This window comes from Planctomicrobium stercoris, from assembly GCF_051465655.1.
GTDB lineage: Bacteria > Planctomycetota > Planctomycetia > Planctomycetales > Planctomycetaceae > Planctomicrobium.
Window position 1 is genome coordinate 1,648,300 of sequence record NZ_CP195791.1, and the last position, 20,953, is coordinate 1,669,252.

At 57.5% G+C, this 20,953-nt stretch carries 20 protein-coding genes; 9 read left to right on the forward strand and 11 right to left on the reverse strand.

Annotation, left to right across the window (positions count from 1 at the left end; genetic code table 11):
- Positions 1-105: 105 nt before the first annotated feature.
- Both SH661x_RS06835 and SH661x_RS06840 read right to left on the reverse strand, forming a co-directional pair.
- On the reverse strand, positions 106-885 hold the full coding sequence (locus SH661x_RS06835) for a class I SAM-dependent methyltransferase (protein WP_437229300.1): 780 nt from the start codon (positions 883-885) through the stop codon (positions 106-108).
- An 81-nt stretch (positions 886-966) separates the two neighbouring features.
- Entirely contained in the window at positions 967-2,445 is a 1,479-nt protein-coding gene (locus tag SH661x_RS06840; protein WP_437229302.1) for a protein kinase domain-containing protein, read from the reverse strand.
- A gap of 634 nt (positions 2,446-3,079) precedes the next feature.
- Here SH661x_RS06840 and SH661x_RS06845 point away from each other — a divergent pair.
- The 4 genes from SH661x_RS06845 to SH661x_RS06860 all read left to right on the forward strand — a co-directional run bounded on the left by SH661x_RS06845 (position 3,080) and on the right by SH661x_RS06860 (position 6,165).
- Positions 3,080-3,910, forward strand: coding sequence for a purine-nucleoside phosphorylase (locus SH661x_RS06845; RefSeq protein WP_437229303.1), 831 nt, complete (start codon positions 3,080-3,082; stop codon positions 3,908-3,910).
- Between the two features lie 61 nt (positions 3,911-3,971).
- A complete protein-coding gene (locus SH661x_RS06850) occupies positions 3,972-4,733 on the forward strand; it encodes an MBL fold metallo-hydrolase (protein WP_437229305.1) in 762 nt (253 codons plus the stop codon).
- On the forward strand, positions 4,733-5,302 hold the full coding sequence (locus tag SH661x_RS06855; RefSeq protein WP_437229307.1) for a hypothetical protein: 570 nt from the start codon (positions 4,733-4,735) through the stop codon (positions 5,300-5,302). The genes SH661x_RS06850 and SH661x_RS06855 overlap by 1 nt, the downstream gene beginning before the upstream one ends.
- 53 nt (positions 5,303-5,355) lie before the next feature.
- Positions 5,356-6,165 carry a c-type cytochrome gene (locus SH661x_RS06860; protein WP_437229309.1) on the forward strand — a complete coding sequence of 270 codons (810 nt, stop codon included), beginning with the start codon at positions 5,356-5,358 and terminating at the stop codon, positions 6,163-6,165.
- 33 nt (positions 6,166-6,198) lie between these two features.
- On the opposite strand, the gene SH661x_RS06865 is transcribed toward SH661x_RS06860, so the two are convergent.
- Positions 6,199-7,149, reverse strand: a complete 951-nt coding sequence (locus SH661x_RS06865; RefSeq protein ID WP_437229311.1) for a manganese catalase family protein — start codon at positions 7,147-7,149, stop codon at positions 6,199-6,201.
- A gap of 418 nt (positions 7,150-7,567) precedes the next feature.
- Here SH661x_RS06865 and SH661x_RS06870 point away from each other — a divergent pair, with 418 nt between their 5' ends.
- Entirely contained in the window at positions 7,568-7,759 is a 192-nt protein-coding gene (locus tag SH661x_RS06870) for a DUF3606 domain-containing protein (RefSeq protein WP_437229313.1), read from the forward strand.
- Positions 7,760-7,773: 14 nt separating this feature from the next.
- The gene (locus tag SH661x_RS06875) at positions 7,774-8,175 is read left to right on the forward strand and encodes a hypothetical protein (RefSeq protein WP_437229315.1); all 402 of its coding nucleotides are present in this window, start codon (positions 7,774-7,776) and stop codon (positions 8,173-8,175) included.
- A 114-nt stretch (positions 8,176-8,289) separates the two neighbouring features.
- On the opposite strand, the gene fabF is transcribed toward SH661x_RS06875, so the two are convergent.
- The 5 genes from fabF to rpmF all read right to left on the reverse strand — a co-directional run bounded on the left by fabF (position 8,290) and on the right by rpmF (position 12,253).
- Entirely contained in the window at positions 8,290-9,534 is a 1,245-nt protein-coding gene (fabF, locus tag SH661x_RS06880) for a beta-ketoacyl-ACP synthase II (RefSeq protein WP_437229316.1), read from the reverse strand.
- 3 nt (positions 9,535-9,537) lie between these two features.
- A complete protein-coding gene (acpP, locus tag SH661x_RS06885; protein WP_437231177.1) occupies positions 9,538-9,786 on the reverse strand; it encodes an acyl carrier protein in 249 nt (82 codons plus the stop codon).
- Positions 9,787-10,025: 239 nt separating this feature from the next.
- On the reverse strand, positions 10,026-10,934 hold the full coding sequence (gene fabD, locus SH661x_RS06890; protein WP_437229318.1) for an ACP S-malonyltransferase: 909 nt from the start codon (positions 10,932-10,934) through the stop codon (positions 10,026-10,028).
- A 128-nt stretch (positions 10,935-11,062) separates the two neighbouring features.
- Entirely contained in the window at positions 11,063-12,067 is a 1,005-nt protein-coding gene (gene plsX, locus SH661x_RS06895) for a phosphate acyltransferase PlsX (RefSeq protein ID WP_437229320.1), read from the reverse strand.
- Positions 12,068-12,073: 6 nt separating this feature from the next.
- Positions 12,074-12,253, reverse strand: a complete 180-nt coding sequence (rpmF, locus tag SH661x_RS06900) for a 50S ribosomal protein L32 (protein ID WP_437229322.1) — start codon at positions 12,251-12,253, stop codon at positions 12,074-12,076.
- Positions 12,254-12,659: 406 nt separating this feature from the next.
- Here rpmF and SH661x_RS06905 point away from each other — a divergent pair, with 406 nt between their 5' ends.
- Entirely contained in the window at positions 12,660-12,977 is a 318-nt protein-coding gene (locus SH661x_RS06905; RefSeq protein ID WP_437229324.1) for a hypothetical protein, read from the forward strand.
- 121 nt (positions 12,978-13,098) lie between these two features.
- Here SH661x_RS06905 and SH661x_RS06910 read toward each other — a convergent pair whose 3' ends face one another.
- On the reverse strand, positions 13,099-14,646 hold the full coding sequence (locus tag SH661x_RS06910) for a Do family serine endopeptidase (protein ID WP_437229326.1): 1,548 nt from the start codon (positions 14,644-14,646) through the stop codon (positions 13,099-13,101).
- Between the two features lie 195 nt (positions 14,647-14,841).
- Positions 14,842-15,531, reverse strand: coding sequence for an NAD(P)H-hydrate epimerase (locus SH661x_RS06915; protein WP_437229328.1), 690 nt, complete (start codon positions 15,529-15,531; stop codon positions 14,842-14,844).
- Between the two features lie 187 nt (positions 15,532-15,718).
- Between SH661x_RS06915 and SH661x_RS06920 the strand changes: the two genes are divergently transcribed.
- Positions 15,719-16,744, forward strand: a complete 1,026-nt coding sequence (locus SH661x_RS06920) for a zinc-binding alcohol dehydrogenase family protein (RefSeq protein ID WP_437229330.1) — start codon at positions 15,719-15,721, stop codon at positions 16,742-16,744.
- 15 nt (positions 16,745-16,759) lie between these two features.
- On the opposite strand, the gene SH661x_RS06925 is transcribed toward SH661x_RS06920, so the two are convergent.
- Positions 16,760-17,065, reverse strand: a complete 306-nt coding sequence (locus SH661x_RS06925) for a hypothetical protein (RefSeq protein WP_437229331.1) — start codon at positions 17,063-17,065, stop codon at positions 16,760-16,762.
- A gap of 408 nt (positions 17,066-17,473) precedes the next feature.
- Between SH661x_RS06925 and SH661x_RS06930 the strand changes: the two genes are divergently transcribed.
- Positions 17,474-20,887, forward strand: a complete 3,414-nt coding sequence (locus SH661x_RS06930) for a hypothetical protein (RefSeq protein WP_437229333.1) — start codon at positions 17,474-17,476, stop codon at positions 20,885-20,887.
- Positions 20,888-20,953 lie beyond the last annotated feature (66 nt).

Below are 20,953 nucleotides of genomic sequence, written 5' to 3' on the forward strand. Positions count from 1 at the left end.
GAGGGTTGAGGGTTGAGGGTTGAAGGTTGAAGGTTGAAGGTTGAAGGTTGAAGGTTGACGGCTGATGGCTGATGGCTGAAGGCTGATGGCTGATGGCTGATGGCTTCAGCGTTTTCGAAGGACGAAAACGACATCTTCCGTTATCGGTGTGATCTCTGTCCTGGTGTCGATCTCGTAGCAGAAATCATGCAGACCAGCGATTTCGAACTGGGGACAGGTCGACAGCAGCTGCTCCATTTGAACAGCGGTGTAGGTGCGGTAGTTCATCTCGTCGACGATCTGGAACGACTCCGTCGGCGTATACACATCAATTGTCATGCCGAGCTTCTCGTTGCGTCCTTTGAGGTCCAGTTCCTGGGACCACATTACGGAGTTGACCTGCAGGTGTCCCCGGCGGGCGGTCCATTCCTCCGATTCGATCCGGTCCCCGACAGTGGGGGTCAGGTGCAGTCCCAGCAGGTATAGGCCACCCTTCATTAGTGAGTTGGCGACGCACTGCAGATGGCTTTCTGCGGCCTGTTCGGAATCCAGATGGCGGAAGCTGTTGATCATGTTGAAGGCTGCGTGCACCTTCTTTTTCAGCTTGTAGTTCGACATGTCGCCGACGGTAATGGTCTCGTCAAACCCGGCCCGTTTGAGTCGCTTGTTGCAATAAGCAACAGCCTTGGGGTTCAGGTCATTCCCGGCAACCTCATAGCCGGCCTGTGCCAGTTTGATCAGCAATCGCCCGGTGCCGCAGGCCGGTTCGAAAACCCGCTGGACGTCGCACTTGGCATATCGGTCGAAGCAGGCCAGAAGAAAATCGTATTCCGCTTTCCAGTCCGATCCAAACAGCAGGTCGTAGTACTTGGGATAGTCGTAAATGCTCGCCTGTGTTTTTTGCATGGAGCCGTGCTGGTCGTTAAGTGTTGGGGAATCTGTCGAAGATGATCCCATTCTGGCCACTCAACGCGGAACACTCAACGCTCAACGACTTCTCGAGAGCATTTCACGTGTTTCCTCCATCAGCTGTCTCCAGCTTCCGGTCAGCTTCTGATTGAATGCCTCTGCTTCCGCCTGCAGGGTTCTGCGGGCTCGATCCGGGTTGTTGTGCAGAGCATCGAGGTACGCTTCGCCGGCGCGGGCCTCCAATGCGGAATCCCGAAAGTTGGTCTTCAGGAGTGCCAGCTGCGCGCGGGCTTCCGGTTCTCTGCGTCGATCCTTCAGGTAGAGCAGGGCCAGCTGTTCGTGGGCACGGCGTCGCCAGATCTCGTCGCTGGGGGACCCCCAGAATTCGATGACCGCTTTAAACGCGTCTTCGTCATCGATTTTGAACATCGCGTGCAGATACTGATCTCTCGCGCTTCCCTGTTTGGGAACATCACCCAGCGGATTGGAGCTTTGCTGTGGAACTCGCGGGCGCAGCTGCCAGCCGATTCCCGCGCTCAGCACAAATGCGAGCAGACAGCACAACGGAAGAATCCACTTTGCGTGCGGCAGCGGAAGTTTCTGCGACGGAAGAGGGCCGCTCGAAGCGAGTTCATCGATCGGTTCACCGGTTCGCAGTGCCTTCGCGAGTTTACGGACATCATTCAGGATCGACTGCGCATCCTGATAACGCTGGTCCGGCGACTTCGCGATCATCTTCTGAATGAGGGCACAGACCGCCGGGGGGAGATCCGGGCGGAGATCAGCGATCGGGGCAGGGGAGTCGTGCAGATGTTTCACGGCCACGCTGACAGCATTCTCACCCTGAAACGGCGGGGCGCCGGTCAACATGTGATAGCACATGATGCCGAATGAATAGATGTCACTTCGCTGGTCGACTTTCTGCCCGCTGACCTGTTCCGGGCTCATGTACAGCGGGGTCCCCATGGTGACCCCTTCCTGAGTCAGGTTGAGGCGCTCCCCTCCCTGAAGCTGGGCGAGGCCGAAGTCGGCCACCTTCACCTCGCCCTTGCGGTTGATCAGGATGTTCTCCGGCTTGATGTCGCGGTGCACGATTCCCTGATCGCCCGCAGCCTGAAGTGCCGCTGCCACCTGTCGCATGATCATCAGGGCCAGCGAAAGATCCAGCGGACCCCGCTTCACCAGCAGTGCCTTCAGGGTCTGTCCGTGAACGTACTCCTGGGCGATAAAGTGCTGGCCTTTCTCCACTCCCACCGTATAGACCTGGACCAGATTGGGATGATTCAGTCCGCCGGCTGCCTTGGCTTCCGTCTGGAACCGCTTGACGTAGCTTTCGTCCGCCATGAGTTCAGAGCGGAGGAGTTTGAGCGCGACATTGCGCTTCAGGTTCGTCTGTTCAGCCAGCCAGACGTCTGCCATTCCCCCTTTTCCCAGTCGCCGCAGAAGTTTGAACTCCCCCAGTTGAGCCCCAACCTGCCGGAAGCTGCCGGAATCGAGAGGGGAGAAGACCTCGGTCTTCCCGGAGTCGGCTCCGTTGTCAGAATCGGCAATGCCCATCCAGCTTGTTCCCTCGAGAGTTTCAGTCCCGGCAGCAGCCGAACGCCAGCCTGTGAGGTCAGTGCTGGAAACGGGAGTCCTTCGACTGCCAAGCCCGGTTCGAACCGTGTTTCACGGTCATTTCAATATCATCGCAGATTCGCTGAGAGGCTGCAAAGTCTTTGAAAGCGGGAACTTTGGAAAGCGGGGCCGAATTTCGGGGGGATGCGTGTGTGGTTGTATTTTCCGGCTCATCTCGATACCCTTTCCGTTCCAAAAAATGACGTGCGCGCAGCGGGTGACATAAACCCCTGCCAATCAAGGAGTTAGTCAGATGGTTCTGCGTCCCCGGACGAAGTTCAAAATCGATCGCAAACAGAAGCGTTGTGGCAAGTGCAATGCTTTGATCCCCAAGAAGGGCAAGAAAGTCCGCTGCAAGCGCTGTTCAAAGGCTGTGGCGTAGTTTCACGTCGATTCCGCCCGGCAAGTTCCTCCTGAAATGCACAGGGAGTGATGCCCAGCTTGCCCGGCAGATGAGCCTCTTCAGCAGATTCACAGCTGACTTCCATTCGGGAATGTCGGCCTGATGTTCACTCACGCCCGGACAGTTCCGTCCCGGGCGTGCTTCCTTTTGGCAATTTGCCTCCGAGTGCCCATGCTGGATCTCGCCCCCAAAATTCAAGAAGCCTGTCAGGCGATTCGGACCAAATGGGGGAAGACCCCGCATGCTGGAATCATCCTCGGGACCGGGCTGGGAAGTCTGGTCAGCGAGATTCAGATCGAAGCAGAATTCGATTACGAATCGATCCCGCACTTTCTGAAGTCGACCGCCACCAGCCATCGCGGCCGTCTGGTCTGCGGAACCCTGATGGGGGTCCCGGTCGTGGCGATGGAAGGCCGGCACCACATGTATGAAGGGTATTCCCTTCAGCAGATCACCCTGCCGGTGCGTGTCTTCAAAGCTCTGGGCGCGAGCCTGATGATCGTTTCCAACGCAGTGGGAGGGATGAACCCCAACTACAGCTGCGGCGACATCATGGTCATCGACGACCATATCAACCTGATGGGGGGCAATCCGCTCTTCGGCATCAACGACGATCAGCTGGGACCACGCTTCCCGGACATGAGCGCGCCCTATGACCGCGAGTTGGGCGAAGTGGCACTGGAGATTGCCCGGAAGGAAAACTTTGCGGCACATCGCGGGGTTTTCGTGGCTGTCTCCGGACCGAATCTGGAGACTCGTGCGGAATACCGTTTCCTGCGTCAGATCGGCGCGGATGCTGTCGGGATGTCGACCGTCCCGGAAGTGATCGTGGCGGTGCATGCGGGACTGCGAACCGTTGGGTTCTCAATCGTGACCGACATGTGTCTGCCCGATGCCCTGAAGCCCGCGGTCGTCAGCGAGATTATCGCCATTGCCAATGCAGCTGAACCCAAGCTGAGAGCCCTGGTGAAAGGGGTTCTCGTGCATGATGCAAAAGTTTAGCCGGACACTCGAAGTGTGCGGCTGACATCAATTCGACGATCCACAAGCGGCGGCGATTCCCATGAAGATCGAACTGCTGGGAACGGGAGGGTATTTCGCGAATGCACGTCGCGATACAGCCTGCATTGTGCTGCCCGAGTGGGGAATTGTCTTCGATGCCGGGAGCGCCCTCTACCAGCTTCCCCAAAGTTGTACTGCTTCGAAGATCGATCTCTTTCTGACTCATCCCCACCTGGATCACATTGTCGGTCTGCCGTTCCTGCTGATGCCGGTCCTCTCAAAAACTTATGAAGCGGTCACAGTTCACGCGACCGCCGGAACACTCCAGGCTGTCGAAACTCATCTGTTCGCAGAGGCGATTTTTCCCGTCCCGGTCCCTTTCGCCTGTGACTCCATTTCCTCGTCCGGTCGGATGGAAGTCCGACCGGGGCTGACGGTTCACTGGCAGACTCTCCCCAGCCATCCCGGGCAATCGATGGCGTATCGTGTCGATGACGACCATTCAAAGTGTTCGTTTGCGTATGTGACCGATACGACCGTCGATGGCACTTACACGGAGTTCATCCGTGGAGTCGATCTGCTGATTCACGAATGCTATTTCGATGACGACCGGGCCAATCTGGCAGCGCGAACGGGCCACAGTCACGCCAGTCAGGTCGCTCAGCTGGCGGTTGATTGTGATGTGGAACGCCTGGTGATTGTTCATCTCGACCCGACACTCGATGTCGACGATCCGATCGGCCTGCCGGGGATGCAGGCCATCTTTCCTCGCACGGAGCTGGGCTTCGACGGCATGTCGCTTCACGTGACAGGAAACTTGTGATGAGAGCCCGGGAGAATCCATTCCGCTCTGAGTGCGTGGGATCTCTCCCGTTCCGCTTCCTGCAGGGGAGTCTGGAATCGCTGCTGGAACGACTGCAGCAACAGGATTATCGAGGGGCCATCGTTGGCGTGCATGGCAGTGGAAAGACAACTCTGTTCGAAGAACTGCAACGTCAGCTGACCGGTCGTGGTGAAAAGATCTCCACTGTCCGCTTCACGGAGTTTCAACGTTCCACGCTCTCGCGGGAGCTGGAACAGTGGCTTGAGAAGACCGAAGCGAGCGAGATCCTGATGCTCGACGGGGCAGAACAGCTCTCGACAGCCCAGTGGCGCCGCGTTGTGCAGAGATCACAGCACTGCCGGGGATTGCTGATTACAGCCCATCAACCGGGACTGCTGCCCACGGTCTATGAGTGCCGAACCGATGCTGAACTGCTCGCTGAACTCATCAGTGAACTGATCATCATCGATCAAGTCCCTATCGATCTTCGGGAATTCGGCGGACTTCTCAACACTCATCGCGGAAACATCAGAGATGTGTTCCGGGAAATGTATGACCGCATGTCGTGAACGGGTATGATCGGACTGCGGGCCACCGACTCGACATGCGAGAGGAGCCAACAATGCGAATTCATCTCTTCCCTCGCGTTCTTGCAGGATGTGCGGGGATCTTTCTGGTGGGCCTGATGTGGTCCTCCTCTCTTCGTTCTGAAGAGAACCCCTCCCGGACTGCGAGCCCCGCAGAAAGCGACATCACCGAACTGGATCGTGTGATTCTTCTGGGCAAGGAGATTGTTGAGCGGACCACCGAGCATCCCCTCTCTCAGCCGTATGCTGGGAACGCACTCACCTGCAGCTCCTGCCATCTGGAAGGGGGCCGACATCCAGCTGCAGCCACATTTATCGGAATCGCAACCGCATATCCTGCGTGGTCTCCGCGTGAACGGAAGGTGATCACGCTGGAGGATCGAATCATGAACTGCTTCATGCGCAGCATGAACGGAATTCGACCGGAGAACGGAAGTGAACTCTCGGTGGCAATTGCCACATACATCACCTCGCTGTCCGACGGGCAATGCATGACGATGAATAAGAAGGCTCCCCTGGGGCCCAATCATGTCCGTCCGCTCTCCATCGACGCGGCAGGGCACGACTTAGCACGCGGAGAAAAGCTTTACGCGGAGAAGTGTGCCGATTGCCATTCCGCCAACGGGGCGGGGACCGAAGAAGGGCCTCCGGTCTGGGGAGAGCGATCCTACAATGAAGGAGCAGGGCTCTTTAGAAACGGAAATCTTGCCGCCTGGTTGAAGGTTTCGATGCCGCTGGGAGACCCATCTCTTTCAGAGCAGGAAGCCCTCGACATTGCAGCCTTCGTCAATTCCCATCCCCGGCCGAAGTTTGTATACGAAGACCATCTAGCGCCCTCGAAGTGATTTAGCCCCTGTCTCAGGCGAGTGTGATGGCTTTCAAGTCTCGTTCTCCGCTGAGAAGTTGGACCACTGCCGTCGATCGGCGGTCGCCGTCCCTTTGGCTTCCTTTTTCCGGGTCGCAGCCAGTTCCTTCTCGAGCTTCTTCAGGGCTTCAGGGTCGCGGGCATTTCCTTCCGGAACTTTCTCTGCCTGGCCGACCGTGGCTTCAACCTGTTCAACGGGATCTTCGATGTATTCCCACTGTTCCCCTTTCTCCCAGGGCCCTTTTCCTTTGTTCCATGGGCCTCGCGCATCTTCCCCGTGAGACATGTTGAAGTAGGCATGAGTGAATCGCACATCTCCCTGGAGGACAGCTGGAGGGAAATTCGGTTCAATCGTTTCAAGTGCTGCATGAAACTGCTGGAAGTGAGCAATTTCGCGGGTCATCAGGAACCTTAACGTGTCCTGCACGTAAGGATCGTCAGTGAACTTGAGTAGCGACTCATAGACAATCTTCGCCCGCGATTCGGCTGCGATGTTCGACCTCAGGTCGACTGTTAAATCGCCGTTGGCATTCACGAATGTTCCATTCCACGGGATTGCCCGCGAGTCGGTAACCATGGGGCCGCCCTGCGATTCCAGAAGGAAATGGGGATTATCCATCGCCTGGCTGATGACCGTTTCTTTTTTGATATCCCGAGCCCCCATCTGGGCGACAAGATTCCCTTCGGCGGCCCCTTTCAGTTCGGCACTCACACCATCCAGCAGCATCGTGATGGTTGCTCCGACGATTTCGAGATGGCTGAATTCTTCGGTCGCAATGTCCATCAGCAGGTCGTATTTATCCGGGTAGGGCTGACGGCATCCAAAGGCCTGCACGAAATATTGCATGGCCGCCTTCAATTCACCGTTGCCCCCGCCGAACTGTTCCAGAAGCAGGTTGGCAAAGCGTGGATCTGGCTGAGAAACGCGCGCATCAAACTGCAGGTCTTTAATATGCTGAAACATGGAAAGTCTCTCCCCCCTTGAAGTGCGAAAGTCGGCGCACGGCGACGTCACGCAATCAGGATGCCGTTCGGGAAGTCACGGTGATGACGACCGGCTCTGGAAGAACGTCTGCTTCGCCGTTTTGACCGAATTTGAAATGCACGATTCGCATCGACGCTATGAAATCGGTGGAAACTTTCCAGCTGTGGGCCCTGTTCTCACCCTTTCAGATTTTTCCAAAGAATTCGCGGCATCTGATCAGCGCGGACGGGCTGGTGAGGGCTCGTCGATCAGCATGACAGGGAAGAGATCAGAACCTGCTGAAGAAGAAGTGAAAGTTGGCGAGGAGATGAATCCGCGGATTGACGGACGTCATTTTTCAGGGAACATCGACAATGGCGGGTGAGATTCATGGAGTCACACGAACAGGAACACCGTCATGGCTGATGATCGCACAAAGAAAGGTCCACAGGACGCCCAGAGAGTGAACGTGAACGAAGACTACGAACTCGCTTACTGGACAAAGCGGTTCGGGGTGAGCGCGGATGAGCTGAGAGCTGCTGTGAAATCGGTGGGGACTTCAGTCTCTGCTATCGAGGCGGCCCTGAAGGCAGCTTCCGCAAAGCGGTAAGTGTGGTGGGACGGATGGCGGACGGTCACTTGACGGTGCTTCGCGTGGCATTTGGAGTCGATGCACTGGTCACGCTGGCGTTCTGCCTGATGATGTTCCGCGCGCAGCGTGGTTCGCTGATGGACGGCTGGTTCCAGCAGGAACTCGCGGATCGTCCGCTCGTCCGTGAAACCCTGGGAACGATCTGGCTGGGAATGGGACTTTGTCTGGTTGCAGGAGTCTTCGCCCCGGTCCTGATGGCACCCATCCTGATCGCGCAGCTGATTTACAAGCTGGCATGGATCGTGCGTGCGATCATTGCCCGGTGGCGAACGGAGAGTCGCCGCGAAATCCCGTACACCTTGCTGAATCTCTTCGTGCTGTACTGCCTGGTGTATCCATGGCTGATTCCATGGTCACAACTGGCCCGGCGGTAGCCCGGTCGTACGGAAGACTTGTCATGGAAGAAGCACAAAACCGTGTTGCGTATGCGCGTCATCAACACACCCTACGGTTAAGCTTGGGATTGGTCCGCACAGCGGACCCTGCGGTTAGATGCGGCCGAGGATCAGGCAGGCGTTGTGGCCGCCGAAGCCGAAGCTGTTGGTCATCAGGCGGTCGATCTTCATCTGGCGGGCTTCGTTCGGAACGTAGTCCAGATCGCAGCCTTCATCCGGCTCTTCCAGATTGATCGTCGGTGGGGCGACCTGATCGAGCAGGGCCATCACGCAGATCACGAATTCCACCCCTCCGGAAGCACCCAGCAGGTGTCCCAGGTGGCTCTTCGTGCTGGAGACAACCGCGTTCTTGGCGTGTTCAGGACCCCAGACGGTCTTGATGGCATACGTCTCAGCTTTGTCTCCCAGAGGAGTGCTGGTGCCGTGTGCGTTGATGTATTGAATGGCCTGAGGCGAGAGCTGGGCGTCTTTGAGAGCGCCATGCATCGCGCGGGCGGCTCCACGGCCTTCCGGGTCCGGGGCCGTCATGTGATTGCCGTCCGCGGACATTCCGTAGCCGAGGACTTCCGCAAGGATATTCGCACCGCGGGCGCGGGCGTGTTCGTATTCTTCCAGAACGACAATGCCCGCCCCTTCAGCAATCACGAAGCCATCGCGTCCTTTATCGAACGGTCGGCTCGCAGTCTGAGGGTCGTCGTTGCGTGTGGAGAGGGCCTGCATCCGGGCGAATCCGGAAAGACCCATGGGAGTGATCGCTGCTTCACTTCCGCCGGTCACCATGACGTCGGCGTCGCCCCGTTGAATGAGACGGAAAGCATCTCCCATTGCATTGGTCGCAGAAGCACAGGCTGTGGCGACGGCACTGTTGGGGCCGCGCAGCTTCCAGCGGACGGAGACGTTGCCGCTGGCGGCGTTCACCATCAGCTTGGGAATCATCAGAGGAGAAACGCGGGTCGGGCCTTGATCGAACAGCGCGGAGTGCTGCTGTTCGATCTCGTTGAGGCCGCCAATACCGCTGCCGATGAGCACGCCGTGCATGTAGGGATCGCCGGAGTCGAAATCGTATCCGGACTGAGTAATCGCCTTTTGTGCAGCTGCCATGGCAAACTGCACAAAGCGATCCAGTCGGCGGACATCCTTTTCGAGCATGTCCATGTGATCGGTCAACTCGAAGCCCTGAATTTCGCCGCCGAAGCGGACCTTGAAATTCGAAGCATCGAATCGGCGAATCGGGCCCACGCCGCTTTTCCCGGCGCAGATGTTATCCCAGAACTCGGGCACTTCATGCCCAAGCGTTGAGGTAACTCCCATCCCTGTGACTACAACGCGCCTAGCCATCGCTCAAGCATTCTCTTTCTGCTTGATGTAATCAATTGCATCCCCGACGGTACGCAGCTTCTCGTAATCTTCGTCAGGAATCGTCACTCCGAACTCTTCTTCGAACTTCATCCCCAGTTCGACGAGATCCAGAGAATCCGCGTGCAAATCGTCAATGAAATTGCTGTCGCGGGTGATTTCGTCCTTATTCACACTCAATTGTTCGCTCACAATTGAGATCACTTTGTCTTCCACGTCTTGCTCCTTCCACAGAGAACGGGCACCGTCACTGATGCCTCGGGCCGAACTGCTGATACTGTAGGTTGAATGGTTAATGATTCAGGGTCAACAGCGGATTTTCACCGGGAAATCGACTGTGAGTCTGAGTTGGGTTCTCGGCCAAAAAAGTAGGCAGTCTTGTGAACCACGTGAAGATATAACGCCTTTTCATAAACGTGTAAACGGCAAGAAAACGGCTCCCTGACGAGATTCCGTGATCCGCCGGAAATGCCTCACGAATCGTTGATCACGCTGCAGGAAATTTTGCGATTCACCCGCTTCATCAGGCCGGTCAGGACCCGACCTGGGCCAATCTCGTAGAATTCGTCGATTCCCGCAGCCAGCATATATCGCAGGCAGTCTTCCCACCGGACGGGGCTCACCACCTGTCGAACCAGAATCTGCTTGAGTTCTTCCGGATCGGAGTGAGGCTGGGCATCCACATTGGAAACGACTGGGATTTCCGGCGTTTTCATGGCCACTCCGGCCAATGCTTCTTTCAGCTGCTGATCGGCAGGTTCCATCAGGCTGGTGTGGAAGGCTCCGGCGACCGCCAGTGGAACCACGCGGGCGCCTGCAGCTTCGGCGAACTCCACTGATTTCTCGAGGGCTGCGTTTGCTCCGGAGACGACCAGATTGCCCGGGCACAGGTAGTTGGCAATTTCCAGCACGCCGAACGGCTGAGCCTGATCTCGCACCGCCTGAACTTTCTCCAGTTCCAGCATGAGGATGCTCGCCATTCCCGAGGGAGTGGCATCGGCAGCGTCCTGCATGGCCTGTCCGCGCTTCTGGACGATCTTCAGGCCGTCCTCGAAGGACATGGCTCCGGAGAAGACCAGGGCAGTGTACTCACCCAGACTGAGTCCGGCGGCCATTTCGCAGGAGAGGATCGCTTCTGGAGCGTCGGCACGCAGTTTTTCCAGGCAGGCCAGGCTCGTCACGAAGATGGCCGGCTGGCTGATAACGGTCGTGTCAAGCTCTTCGGCAGGACCGTTGAAGCAGAGTTGACCGAGATCGTAGCCGAGGATTTCTCCAGCCTGATCGAAGAGTCTTCGGGCAGCCGGGTACTGCTCCACCAGTTGGCGGCCCATGCCAACATGCTGTGCCCCCTGTCCGGGAAACAGGAAACCGATGCGGCTCATGGCGGGGTAACTCCTTTGACCCTGTGAAGACTCGGACGTTGATTCAGTGTGTTGCCGACAGTCGTCTGAATCGGCGCTTCATGTTGCTTGGGCGAGATCGACTTTTGGTCGATCTTTTTCAGGGCGAACTAGGTGGCCACAGCGGCGTTTCCAAGTTGCTCGGTGATCTGCTGGTTGACCTGACGGTGCTTGAGTTTCACTGCAGTTCTGATGGCGTTGTCGATCGACTTGGGATCACTGGAGCCGTGGCAGATCAGGCAGATTCCGTCGATTCCGAGGAGTGGAGCTCCGCCGGTCTCGTTGTATTCGAAGGTCTTGCCGGCCTTGTGGAAAGCGGCTTTGGCCAGTTCCCGCTCGCTGGAGAGGGCCCCCGTCACAGACTGTGCGAGCGTCTGCATCATCATGCTCGCCATCCCTTCGCTGACCTTCAGGACGACGTTGCCGACGAACCCTTCGCAGATGACGACGTCTGCTTCGCCATGATACAGCCCACGGCCTTCGACGTTGCCGATGTAGGCGGATCCCAGCGAGGTCTGCTGAATCAGTTCATGTGTTTCGCGAACGAGATCGGTCCCTTTGCCGTCTTCGCTCCCGATATTCATCAGGCCGACTCGAGGTTGGCTGATCCCGAGAACTTCGCGGGCGAACACAGAGCCCATGACAGCATACTGGGCCAGGTGCTCAGGGCGGGCACCGGGGTTGGCACCGACATCCATCAGGACAGTTTGTCCGCGCGAGGTCGGCAGCACGACCGCGATTCCAGGACGCTTCACGCCGGGAAGGAACAGCCTGGTTCTGAGACCGGCCGCGACGACGCCACCTGTGTTGCCGGCGCTGATGACAGCATCCACTTCTTTGGAGGCCATCAGCTTCCAGCACTGTGCGATCGAGCATTCCGGCTTTTTGCGCAGGGCTTCGGTCGGCTTTTCGTCCATGCCGACAAACCCTGTCGACGCGACGATCGTCAGGCGTTCCCCTGAGTAGCCGGATTTTTCGATTAACGGATCCAGGGCCTCACGGTCCCCGACCAACGTCAATTCGATCTCGGGCATCGTCCTGAGAGCCTGCAGAGCGCCATCAATGTTAATGGCGGGGGCGGCGTCGCCCCCCATCGCGTCCAATGCGATCCGCATAGCGAACTATTCCTCAGTCCCAACCATGGGGCGACCCTGGTAATGCCCGCAGTTGGGGCAGATCACGTGCGAGGGCACGGCTGTTCCACAGCTGGAGCAATACTGCAACTTCATTGGCTTAACAGAGTTGTGACTGTTACGCTTACGGGAACGTGACTTCGACTGGCGTCGCTTGGGAACAGCCATGGTGCCGCACCCCTTCCAAATGTTGATTTCAAATTGACCACTGCCGGCGCGAAACTTGTGCGCCCTGGCTTCGAAAGATCCCGGATCGTATGGCAGGGCGGAAAGTTATGTCAAGCAGACCGAACCTCCTTTTCCGGTCAAGTCCCTGAGCCCGAAAAGGCGCTCTCCCCACGATCGCTACGTTTTCAGTATAAGCCCCGAGTGTGTTTGTGCTGTTTCTCTGGATTCCGGGGAATTTTCGGCCGAATTCCTGATTTCTTCCTCCGAAATTCGACGAGGAAAAGAAATCGTTGATTTCTTGATATCAAATGTGATTCCCGGGCACGGAGGCCTGTCCATGCGGAAACCTGTTCAACCCACTGACGAGCTGACAACCATCCTTTCCAGGGTGAAAGTCGGAATTTTCATGGCCACTGTCGGTGGCTTGCTGCTGTTGACCCTCGCCAGCACGCTCGGAGACGAAGCGGTTCGCACCGTCATTCTGGGGGGACTCACCATTGTGTTCGTACTGAGCGGTGGAATGCTGGGGCTGGTGACCATGCATCACGTCAGCCACACGCACCTGCCCGAGTCTGCCGATGAGGAACTGACGACCCGTTCACTCGGAAGTGCTGGGACCCCGATTCCCCCGCGTCAACGGGCTCGGGGATTCCTGGGAATGTTCGCTCTCTCGCAGGATGCCTCTTCCGGCGAAGAACCGACCGATTTCCGGCGCACCGCCTGATTTCATCGCGAAACAAAAAGAGGGTTGATCCCGATGTCCCGGAATCAACCCCCTCACACAGGCTCATGCAAAATGCCGGGAGTGTCAGGAGGCTCCCGGCATTTCGCACTCAACACTTCCCCTACTTCACATCTTTCAGGACCACGAACGCCGACCCCTTGCCGCGTTTGATGTGCAGCAGCAGGCCAGTGCTCAGGTCTGCCTTCTCGACGGCAGCACTGAAGTCGTCCGGGTTGGAAACGTTCTGGGTTCCCACACGCTGAATCACGTCGCCGGCCTGAAGTCCTGCCTCTTCAGCAGGAGAGCCTCCTTTGACGTTCCGGACGACCACTCCTTTGATCCCTTTTTCGATTCCCAGCTGTTCTGCCAGCTGACTGTCGATCGAAGAGATTTCCAGTCCCAGTTTCGAAATGACCTGCTGACTCGGCTTGGATTCCTGAGTCGGCTGATCGTTCGCCCGGGCTCGACGCAGAGCGGCTGTGTAGTCGCTGGGCATCGCTTCCACCTTGATCGGCAATGTCACTTCCTTGCCGTCCCGCAGCACTTTGACGTCGTAGCTCTTCTCCGGTGTGGCTCGTTCGACAGCGTCGACGAGATCCTCCCTGTCGCGAATCACCTGTCCATTGAAGTCCAGGATGATGTCGCCCGGCTCAATCTTGCCCTTGGCAGCGGGAGTTCCCTCACCGACATCCGCGACGAGAGCACCTTTGCCGTACGGCACGTTCAGCTTCTGCCGCAGTTCCGAAGAGAGTTCCTGCAGCTGAACTCCCAGGTAAGAGCGTTTCACTTCCCCATGGGCGATGAGCTGGTCTGCAACCCAGCGGACGTTCTTGGCAGGAATAGCGAATCCGATTCCGTCGTATCCGCCGCTGCGGCTGGAGATGGCGGTGTTGATTCCAACCACTTCGCCATACAGGTTCACCAGAGGACCGCCGCTGTTCCCAGGATTGATGGCGGCATCTGTCTGCAGGTACTGCTCCCGCTCATTGATCCCGGGACCGCGTCCAGTGGCACTGATAATTCCCGAGGTGACCGTAGTTCCCACATTGAACGGGTTACCGAGTGCCAGAACCCAGTCGCCCACCTGCATCTGCTCGCTGTCCCCCAGCACCAGTGCGGGAAGATCGGTGTCGGTCTTCACTCGAACGATGGCAATGTCGGTCCGGGGATCGAAGTTCCAGGACTCAGCGACCAGTTCACGTCCATCGTTCAGCTTGACGATGACTTTGTCGGCACCTTCCACAACGTGGCTGTTCGTCAGGATGATCCCTTTCGAATCCACGATGAAGCCGGAGCCGGTCCCCTGCTGGCGTGGGGTCATCCGGGGAGAGAGTCCCGGTGAACGTTGGAAGAACTGTTCAAACCGGGGGTCGTTTCCGAAGAACTCCCGGAGCATTCGTTCCTGTGGTCCGCCCACGCCGCCGGCCCCAGAGTCTCCGTCGATGCTGGCGATTTCTCGAGCTTTGGCTTCGGTTGTGATGGAAACGACAGCAGGGAGAACCTTCTGCGAGACTTCGCGGAAGGCAATCGAGAGATCTTCCGGAGCATGCGCCGGCGGCGGGGCGAGCGGGGGGTGCACGGCAGCGGGTTGAGAGAGGCCCACTGCGCCGGCACCCAGGCAGATTCCTCCAACGGCAGTTAATATCCACCCAGAGTTTCGTTTGACCATGTTTTGATCCTCTTTATTCTAATTTCCCGGAGACAGTGCAGAACCCGTTTTGCAGCTTCATCTTGCGTTACAGGGCGGCTGCCTCTCCTGTTTGTTGAGACTGATGAAATCAACCTGTGCAGCAGAGAACGTTGCCGTGCACCCCCCCGGCTCGGGAATTTTTTTTGATTTTTCTCGATGAGTCCGGAAAGCCGGTCATTGCTGGCCAAGGATCATCGCCAGCGCGGTCTGAGGGATCCCGATTTCCACAACATGGACTGCCCCGGTCCGGGCCACACCGGTCTTCGAGCGGAAGCCGGGCTTCGTTGCGACCATGGTTGCTGTGACGGTCGCGTTCACGCAGCAAGAAACCGGGTCCCCCAGGTCGCAGTCGAGCCCCGAGGGGATATCAATGGCAAAGACCGGTTTGCCGGCAGCGTTGATCTTCTCCACCACCAGATCCAGAGGAGGTCGAATTCCCCCGGATGTGCCCGTTCCCAGCAGGGCATCGACGATCCACGAAGCATGGTCAAGGTGCTTCACCAGCTGTTCTTCGTCGTCCGGCAGGTTGAGTTGATGGATCGGGATGTCGGTCCGTGAGGCAATTCGATAGTTGAGAGCAGCATCGCCGCTGAATTCCTTGGGCGAACAGAAAATGAGAATTTCAACGGGAACGCCCCGGATCTCAAGATGGCGCGCCATGACAAAGCCGTCACCGCCGTTGTTTCCTTTCCCGCAGCAGATCACAACAGGGCTGCTCGTGCAGACTCCCTGATCGATCAATAGATCGGCACAACCTCGGCCGGCGTTTTCCATCAGGAGCATTCCGGGTATGCCGAACTCCTCAATCGCGATACGGTCCACAGCTCTCACCTGTTCCCGTGACAAAACAAGTTCGTGAGACATTTCGAACTCCCGCCGGCGTCGCACGCGTCTGTCCCGGAGGTCAATCCACATCGAAAAAGACAGCGTGCAAATCAGATTCCTTCATCTTGTGACAATTCTGAAAGGGAGCAACCCTTGCTTTTGTCGAAATCCAATTCTTTATACGATCCGTGCGACGAAAATCTGTCTCGCTCAGAAAGAGAATTCAATGCGTGCCATTCGCCTGGAAGAGCCTCGGAAGTTCGCTCATGTCGATGTTCCTTCCCCGGAGCAGCCGCAACCGGGGCAGGTCCTCGTCCGGACGCACCGCATGGGCATTTGCGGAACCGATCTGAGTGGCTACCTGGGAAAAATGCCTTTCTTTTCTTATCCACGCATCCCGGGGCATGAACTGGGCGTCGAAGTCCTGGCGGTCGGAGCGGGGGTGACGAACGTCAAGCCCGGAGATCGCTGCAGCGTCGAACCGTATATGAACTGCGGAGAGTGCTTCGCCTGTCGCCGTGGGCAGGGAAATTGCTGCTCGAAGTTGAACGTGATTGGCGTGATGGTGGATGGCGGACTCTGCGACGAGTTTCTGATCCGGGCAGACAAGCTGCATGTTTCAGAGAGGTTGAACTACGAGCAACTGGCCCTGGTGGAGACGCTGGCGATCGGCTGTCATGCCTGTGATCGGGGTGCGCCGGAATCCGGGGATCATGTGCTGATCATCGGGGCGGGTCCGATCGGGCTGGCGGTGCTGGAATTCACACGGCTGACGGGCGCGGTCATCACGGTCATGGACATGAACGCGGACCGTCTGAAATTCTGTCGGGAGGTCTACGGGATCCCGCATACGATTCAGTTCCGCGGAGACGGTTCTGAACTGGAAGAGATGCAGGCGATTACCGGAGGGGACCGTTACCTCGTGGTGACGGACGCCACCGGAAGCAACAGATCGATGTCGAATGCATTGCAGTTTGTCGCCCACTCAGGCCGGCTGGTGTACGTGGGGATCACGACGGCTGAGGTGAGCTTCACGCATCCGCAGCTGCATCGTCCGGAGATGTCGATTCTGGGGTCACGCAATGCGATGCCTGGAGACTTTACCCGCATCATCCGGTTGATTGAAGAGGGGACCGTCGACACGGATCGCTGGATTACTCATCACGTGGATTATGATGACGTGGTCCGGGACTTCGAGCTGTTCACTCGTCCTGAAACAGGGGCGCTCAAGGCGATGATCAACGTGCGGTAATACCGCGAGTTGACTTCAGTTTGGTTGCTCCGCTTTTGCGTTGGAAAGCTGATCGGGTTTACCGGTGACGGATGCTGTCGCTCTCGCCTGGTTCCCCTGGTATTTGAACAGGCTGACGGTGACGCAGCAGATCGAAATCAGGATGGCGTAGTGCATCCACAGGCGTGGGAGCATTCCGATGGATTTGCGTTTCCGCAAGGTGAAGTACCGTTGATCGCAGAACCGGCAGCGCACAGGACGGTGATAGAAGAGCACTGCAGGAAAATCGTACCAGCGGAAACGTGAACGCGTCAGGTCTTCGGGAATTGAATCCGCGCACATACGTTAACACCAATCTTGTGAGAGACACAGGACATTTCGAAGTCCGATCAAGATCACGAGGCGCGCTATCGTTGAAGTCACCAGATACCTAAAAAAACGACCGGATTCAAGCGATCGCCGAGGGCTCGACAGAAGTTTTTGCATATCCAAGTTCGTGCAAATATGGCATCTGCAATGCTGATGTACGTTGCTTTGTGGCCCCGTTGCTGGGGTTTGTGCTGATTCTCTTGCAGCCAACCTCTAGAAAACCTGCAAATTGTTGCAATGTCGTGGCCGACGCCTGCGTCACTCTCTGCGTCGTCATCGCGAACTCTCAGTCGCCATTCCCAAAATCCCGGGCATCAAGTTAAGATGTTCGACGTTAAGGATTACACAGGATGGGTGAGCTGAGGAGAAGAGGGAGTTCTCATGGAAAGTCGATTCCGGGCCGGATCTCTATTGGGGCTCTGTGGTCTCCTGGTCCTGTCAGTCAACTCGGCCGTCTGCGGTCAGGAACCACCTGTTCCAGCGATTCCAGAAGTGGTTGCTCCGAAGGATGATCCGGAGAACCAGTCGTCACCCAAATTCATCTATCTCCCGTATTCGGATTTGAACGGAACGTTCGAGAAGCCGGAAGCCAGTGCGGTCGTTCCCAGCGGAGAATACCGTCGTCTGTTGAAAGCCCTGCAGGAAAGTCAGGCGTCTCTCACCCTCCCGGACGCGCTGATCTCTCAGGCGGACTATGAAATCACAGTCGAGCGGGATTTCGCCCGCATCAAGGCGCAGCTCAAAGTTCACGTGATGCGGCAGGGGTGGTCCGAACTCCCCGTTAATTTCGCCGGCGCCACCATCGGTAGTCTGTCCTCGGACGATCAGGTGCTGATGCGAGGCCGGGGTGATGGTCGCAACACATTGCTCTTCCCGAAGGAAGGAGAATATGACGTCGAACTGCAGCTGGCGGCTCCGGTGCATCAGTCCCCGGAAGCGAAGGAGATTGCCTTCGAGTGTCCTCCGGTCGCATTAACGAGTGTCCGTTTCACCGCTCCGGGAGCAGGTCAGCAGGTGACGCTGACTCCAGCGGGGCGTCCACTCCGGATTGAAGAAAAGACTCCCGAGACGACTCAGGTGAACGCTCAGGTGGGGGTCACCGGGAAGTTGTCCATCAAATGGCGGGCAGCGGACAGCCAGAAGCCGACCATGGATCTGCTGACGAGTGTCAACAATCGTACGTTGCTGACGATCGCTGACGGATTGATCCACACCGAAACGTGGTTGACCTATGACATCCTGCGGGGGGAACTGGACCAGGCCAGGATCCTGCTTCCCAAATCGACCCGTCTGCTGGACGTGCTTGCCAATCAGGGTGTCGCCAACTGGTCGACCGCTGAAGAAGGCGAAAACCAGATTCTGACCGTGAAGCTGACTCAGCCAGCCCGTCAGCAACTTCAAATCACGTTGCGGAGCGAAAGCCCGCTGACGGAATCGGAATTCCCGGTCGCCGGGGTCTCGCCGGACAAAGTGACGGGCGGAATCCACGCAATGGATGCAGTCCGTGAAAGCGGGCAGATTGCCATTCGCCACTCCGCCGACTTGTCCGTCAATGTCGTGCAGCAGCAAGGTCTGGTCCGGATCGAAAGTGCCGAAGCGGATCCGAAGCTGGCTGGCCCGAATGCGATGCTGTTCAAGTTTTACTCACCGCAGATCTCGCTGGTCCTGAACTCCAAACCGGTGGAACCCCGGATCAGTGTCGACCAGCAGATTGCGATCGTGTTACAGGAAGAGGAGCTGCAATTCACCAATCAGCTTGCTTATCAGATTGAGCTCGCGGGTCTCTTTGAAGTCGTCCTGCAGCTTCCCGAGGGGGCGATCATCGATCAGGTGACCTGCCCGCAACTGAAGGAATTCAGTGTCGATCCCGCCACGAGAAAACTGACGGTCTCGTTGCGCGAGCGGACACTGGGGACACTGGGATTGCTGGTTCAGGGGCATGTGAGCCTCAAGGGACAGGATTCGCCCGAATTCAAACTTCCGTTGCTGGAACCTTTGAGCGTCGAGCGGGAGACGGGCAAAGTTCAGCTCTCTGCAAAGGAGTCACTCGAAGTTCAGGTTCTGCCGGAGGGATTGGAAGCGGCACAGCCGTTACCGATTGGTGGAAACACCCGACGCGGAGATCTGGTGACGTTTGCTGCCTGGACGTTTAATCGTCGGCCAGTCGTCATTCCGGTCCGGGTCGTTCACAAACCGACCCGTCTGCGGGCCAGTGTCGGGACACTGATCTCGGTCGATCCCGAAGTGACACACGTCACTTCGAAGGTTTCGTTTCAGGTGCAGTACTCTCCGCTGGGGGAGTTTCGAATCGAAGTCCCGGAAGCGATCTCCGGACGACTGCAGATCGAAGTGGAACCGGGCAATACAGCCTGCGCGCCGATCAAGCAGAAGACCGCAGGGACCGCCGAGAATGGCAAAGTCGTCTGGACCATCCAGACACAGCGGGACGTGATGGGAGACCAGACGTTCCTGCTCTCCTACGACCTGCCGAGCCCTGCTGCCCAGAACGCAACCGAGAAAACCCTGGCATTGCAGTTCGTTCGCCCTCTGGGACTGGTTGATGACGCTGGTGAGGTCACAACTCCGCTGGTGGAAATGCGAGGCGAAATCTCTCTGAAGAAAGAGAAGACGCTGGCGATCAGCGCTGTTTCGAGTGGAGAAGGGATTGAACAGGTCGATGTGCGGGAACTCACGCTGCTGCCACGCGACGGGACACTGGCATTTCGATACTTCCGCAATGATCAGGATCAGCCGGTCGGTTTGAACGTGCAGGCGGGGCGATTCGATATTCAGGACGTGGTCGATACTGTCGTGACGCGAGGTCTGATCGAGATTGTCACGAGTGAAGATCAGGCGATCACGTATCGGTGTCGCTTCCGGGTCAAGTCGAGCGAGCGTCAACGGCTGCTGGTCGCGCTCCCGCCCGGACTGGAAGTGCTGGGAGCGTTTCTGAATGACCGTGAAGTCAAGCTGGAAAAAGCCGACGTTCCCGTCCCCCCGTCGATCAATCAGTCGCTGACCCCTTACTGGATCAATGTCGCCCGTCCGGAGTCTTCTGAAACTCCGTTCCTGCTGACGTTCCAATTCCTGTGGAACCTCAAATCCGGGAAGCATGCTCACCTGCTGGAGGAGAGCCTGCTGCACCTTCCGATTCCTGCGGTGGCTGGTGGAAATCAGGGAGTCGTGCAGGAACTGAAGGTCATTGTCTGGATGCCTGAGCAGTTCACCCTTCTGGGGGATCCGGATCCGTTTCTGCTGCAGAAGAATCGACGCCCGTTGTCGTTCATCCTTGGAACTCCCGCTGATCACCGCACATCGCATCTGGGGGACTGGGTGACGGACGGTGGCCGCGGGGCAGGGGGATTCGCCGAACTTCCCACGGAAGGACGGGAAGCATTCGTGTACACGACTCTCGGAAATGCTGGCGAGATCACTTTGCGGGTCTGGAACAAACTCTGGATGACCCTGCTGGTGAGCGTCACGATTGTCCTGATCGCCTGGATTCTGCTGGGAACCTCCTGGGAGAACAAACTGGGAGTGCTCCTGCTGATGGCATTCGCAGCGACCCTCTATGGCATGTTCGACAGCTTTGGACTCTGGCAGCTTCTGCATGCGGCCCGTTACGGACTGCTGGTGATGCTGGCCATGTGGTTTTTGCGTGGATTCTTCAATCTCCTGCGTCCACAACGCGGACCCGACCGGCGGGACTATCACCCCACGAATGTCCCGTATGCGGTGATTCCGCCTCCCGGAGTGTTTGATCATTTGCAGCCTGACTCGGGCAATGCCTCTTAGGGAAACGTATTTCGAACTGACTCTGTTTTTCGAGATTCCCTGTTCGGCTTTTTGTATCGAGTGATT

What these genes read in the sequence shown, in the direction of transcription:
- SH661x_RS06845 (WP_437229303.1), top strand. Translation starts at nt 3,080, where the DNA reads ATGCTGGATCTCGCCCCCAAAATTCAAGAAGCCTGTCAGGCGATTCGG.
- rpmF (WP_437229322.1), bottom strand. Translation starts at nt 12,253, where the DNA reads ATGGCTGTTCCCAAGCGACGCCAGTCGAAGTCACGTTCCCGTAAGCGT.
- fabD (WP_437229318.1), bottom strand. Translation starts at nt 10,934, where the DNA reads ATGAGCCGCATCGGTTTCCTGTTTCCCGGACAGGGGGCACAGCATGTT.
- SH661x_RS06860 (WP_437229309.1), top strand. Translation starts at nt 5,356, where the DNA reads ATGCGAATTCATCTCTTCCCTCGCGTTCTTGCAGGATGTGCGGGGATC.
- plsX (WP_437229320.1), bottom strand. Translation starts at nt 12,067, where the DNA reads ATGCGGATCGCATTGGACGCGATGGGGGGCGACGCCGCCCCCGCCATT.
- SH661x_RS06905 (WP_437229324.1), top strand. Translation starts at nt 12,660, where the DNA reads ATGGCCACTGTCGGTGGCTTGCTGCTGTTGACCCTCGCCAGCACGCTC.
- SH661x_RS06855 (WP_437229307.1), top strand. Translation starts at nt 4,733, where the DNA reads ATGAGAGCCCGGGAGAATCCATTCCGCTCTGAGTGCGTGGGATCTCTC.
- SH661x_RS06840 (WP_437229302.1), bottom strand. Translation starts at nt 2,445, where the DNA reads ATGGGCATTGCCGATTCTGACAACGGAGCCGACTCCGGGAAGACCGAG.
- SH661x_RS06865 (WP_437229311.1), bottom strand. Translation starts at nt 7,149, where the DNA reads ATGTTTCAGCATATTAAAGACCTGCAGTTTGATGCGCGCGTTTCTCAG.
- SH661x_RS06920 (WP_437229330.1), top strand. Translation starts at nt 15,719, where the DNA reads ATGCGTGCCATTCGCCTGGAAGAGCCTCGGAAGTTCGCTCATGTCGAT.
- SH661x_RS06850 (WP_437229305.1), top strand. Translation starts at nt 3,972, where the DNA reads ATGAAGATCGAACTGCTGGGAACGGGAGGGTATTTCGCGAATGCACGT.
- SH661x_RS06910 (WP_437229326.1), bottom strand. Translation starts at nt 14,646, where the DNA reads ATGGTCAAACGAAACTCTGGGTGGATATTAACTGCCGTTGGAGGAATC.
- SH661x_RS06915 (WP_437229328.1), bottom strand. Translation starts at nt 15,531, where the DNA reads ATGTCTCACGAACTTGTTTTGTCACGGGAACAGGTGAGAGCTGTGGAC.
- SH661x_RS06835 (WP_437229300.1), bottom strand. Translation starts at nt 885, where the DNA reads ATGCAAAAAACACAGGCGAGCATTTACGACTATCCCAAGTACTACGAC.
- SH661x_RS06930 (WP_437229333.1), top strand. Translation starts at nt 17,474, where the DNA reads ATGGAAAGTCGATTCCGGGCCGGATCTCTATTGGGGCTCTGTGGTCTC.
- fabF (WP_437229316.1), bottom strand. Translation starts at nt 9,534, where the DNA reads ATGGCTAGGCGCGTTGTAGTCACAGGGATGGGAGTTACCTCAACGCTT.
- SH661x_RS06925 (WP_437229331.1), bottom strand. Translation starts at nt 17,065, where the DNA reads ATGTGCGCGGATTCAATTCCCGAAGACCTGACGCGTTCACGTTTCCGC.
- SH661x_RS06875 (WP_437229315.1), top strand. Translation starts at nt 7,774, where the DNA reads ATGGCGGACGGTCACTTGACGGTGCTTCGCGTGGCATTTGGAGTCGAT.
- SH661x_RS06870 (WP_437229313.1), top strand. Translation starts at nt 7,568, where the DNA reads ATGGCTGATGATCGCACAAAGAAAGGTCCACAGGACGCCCAGAGAGTG.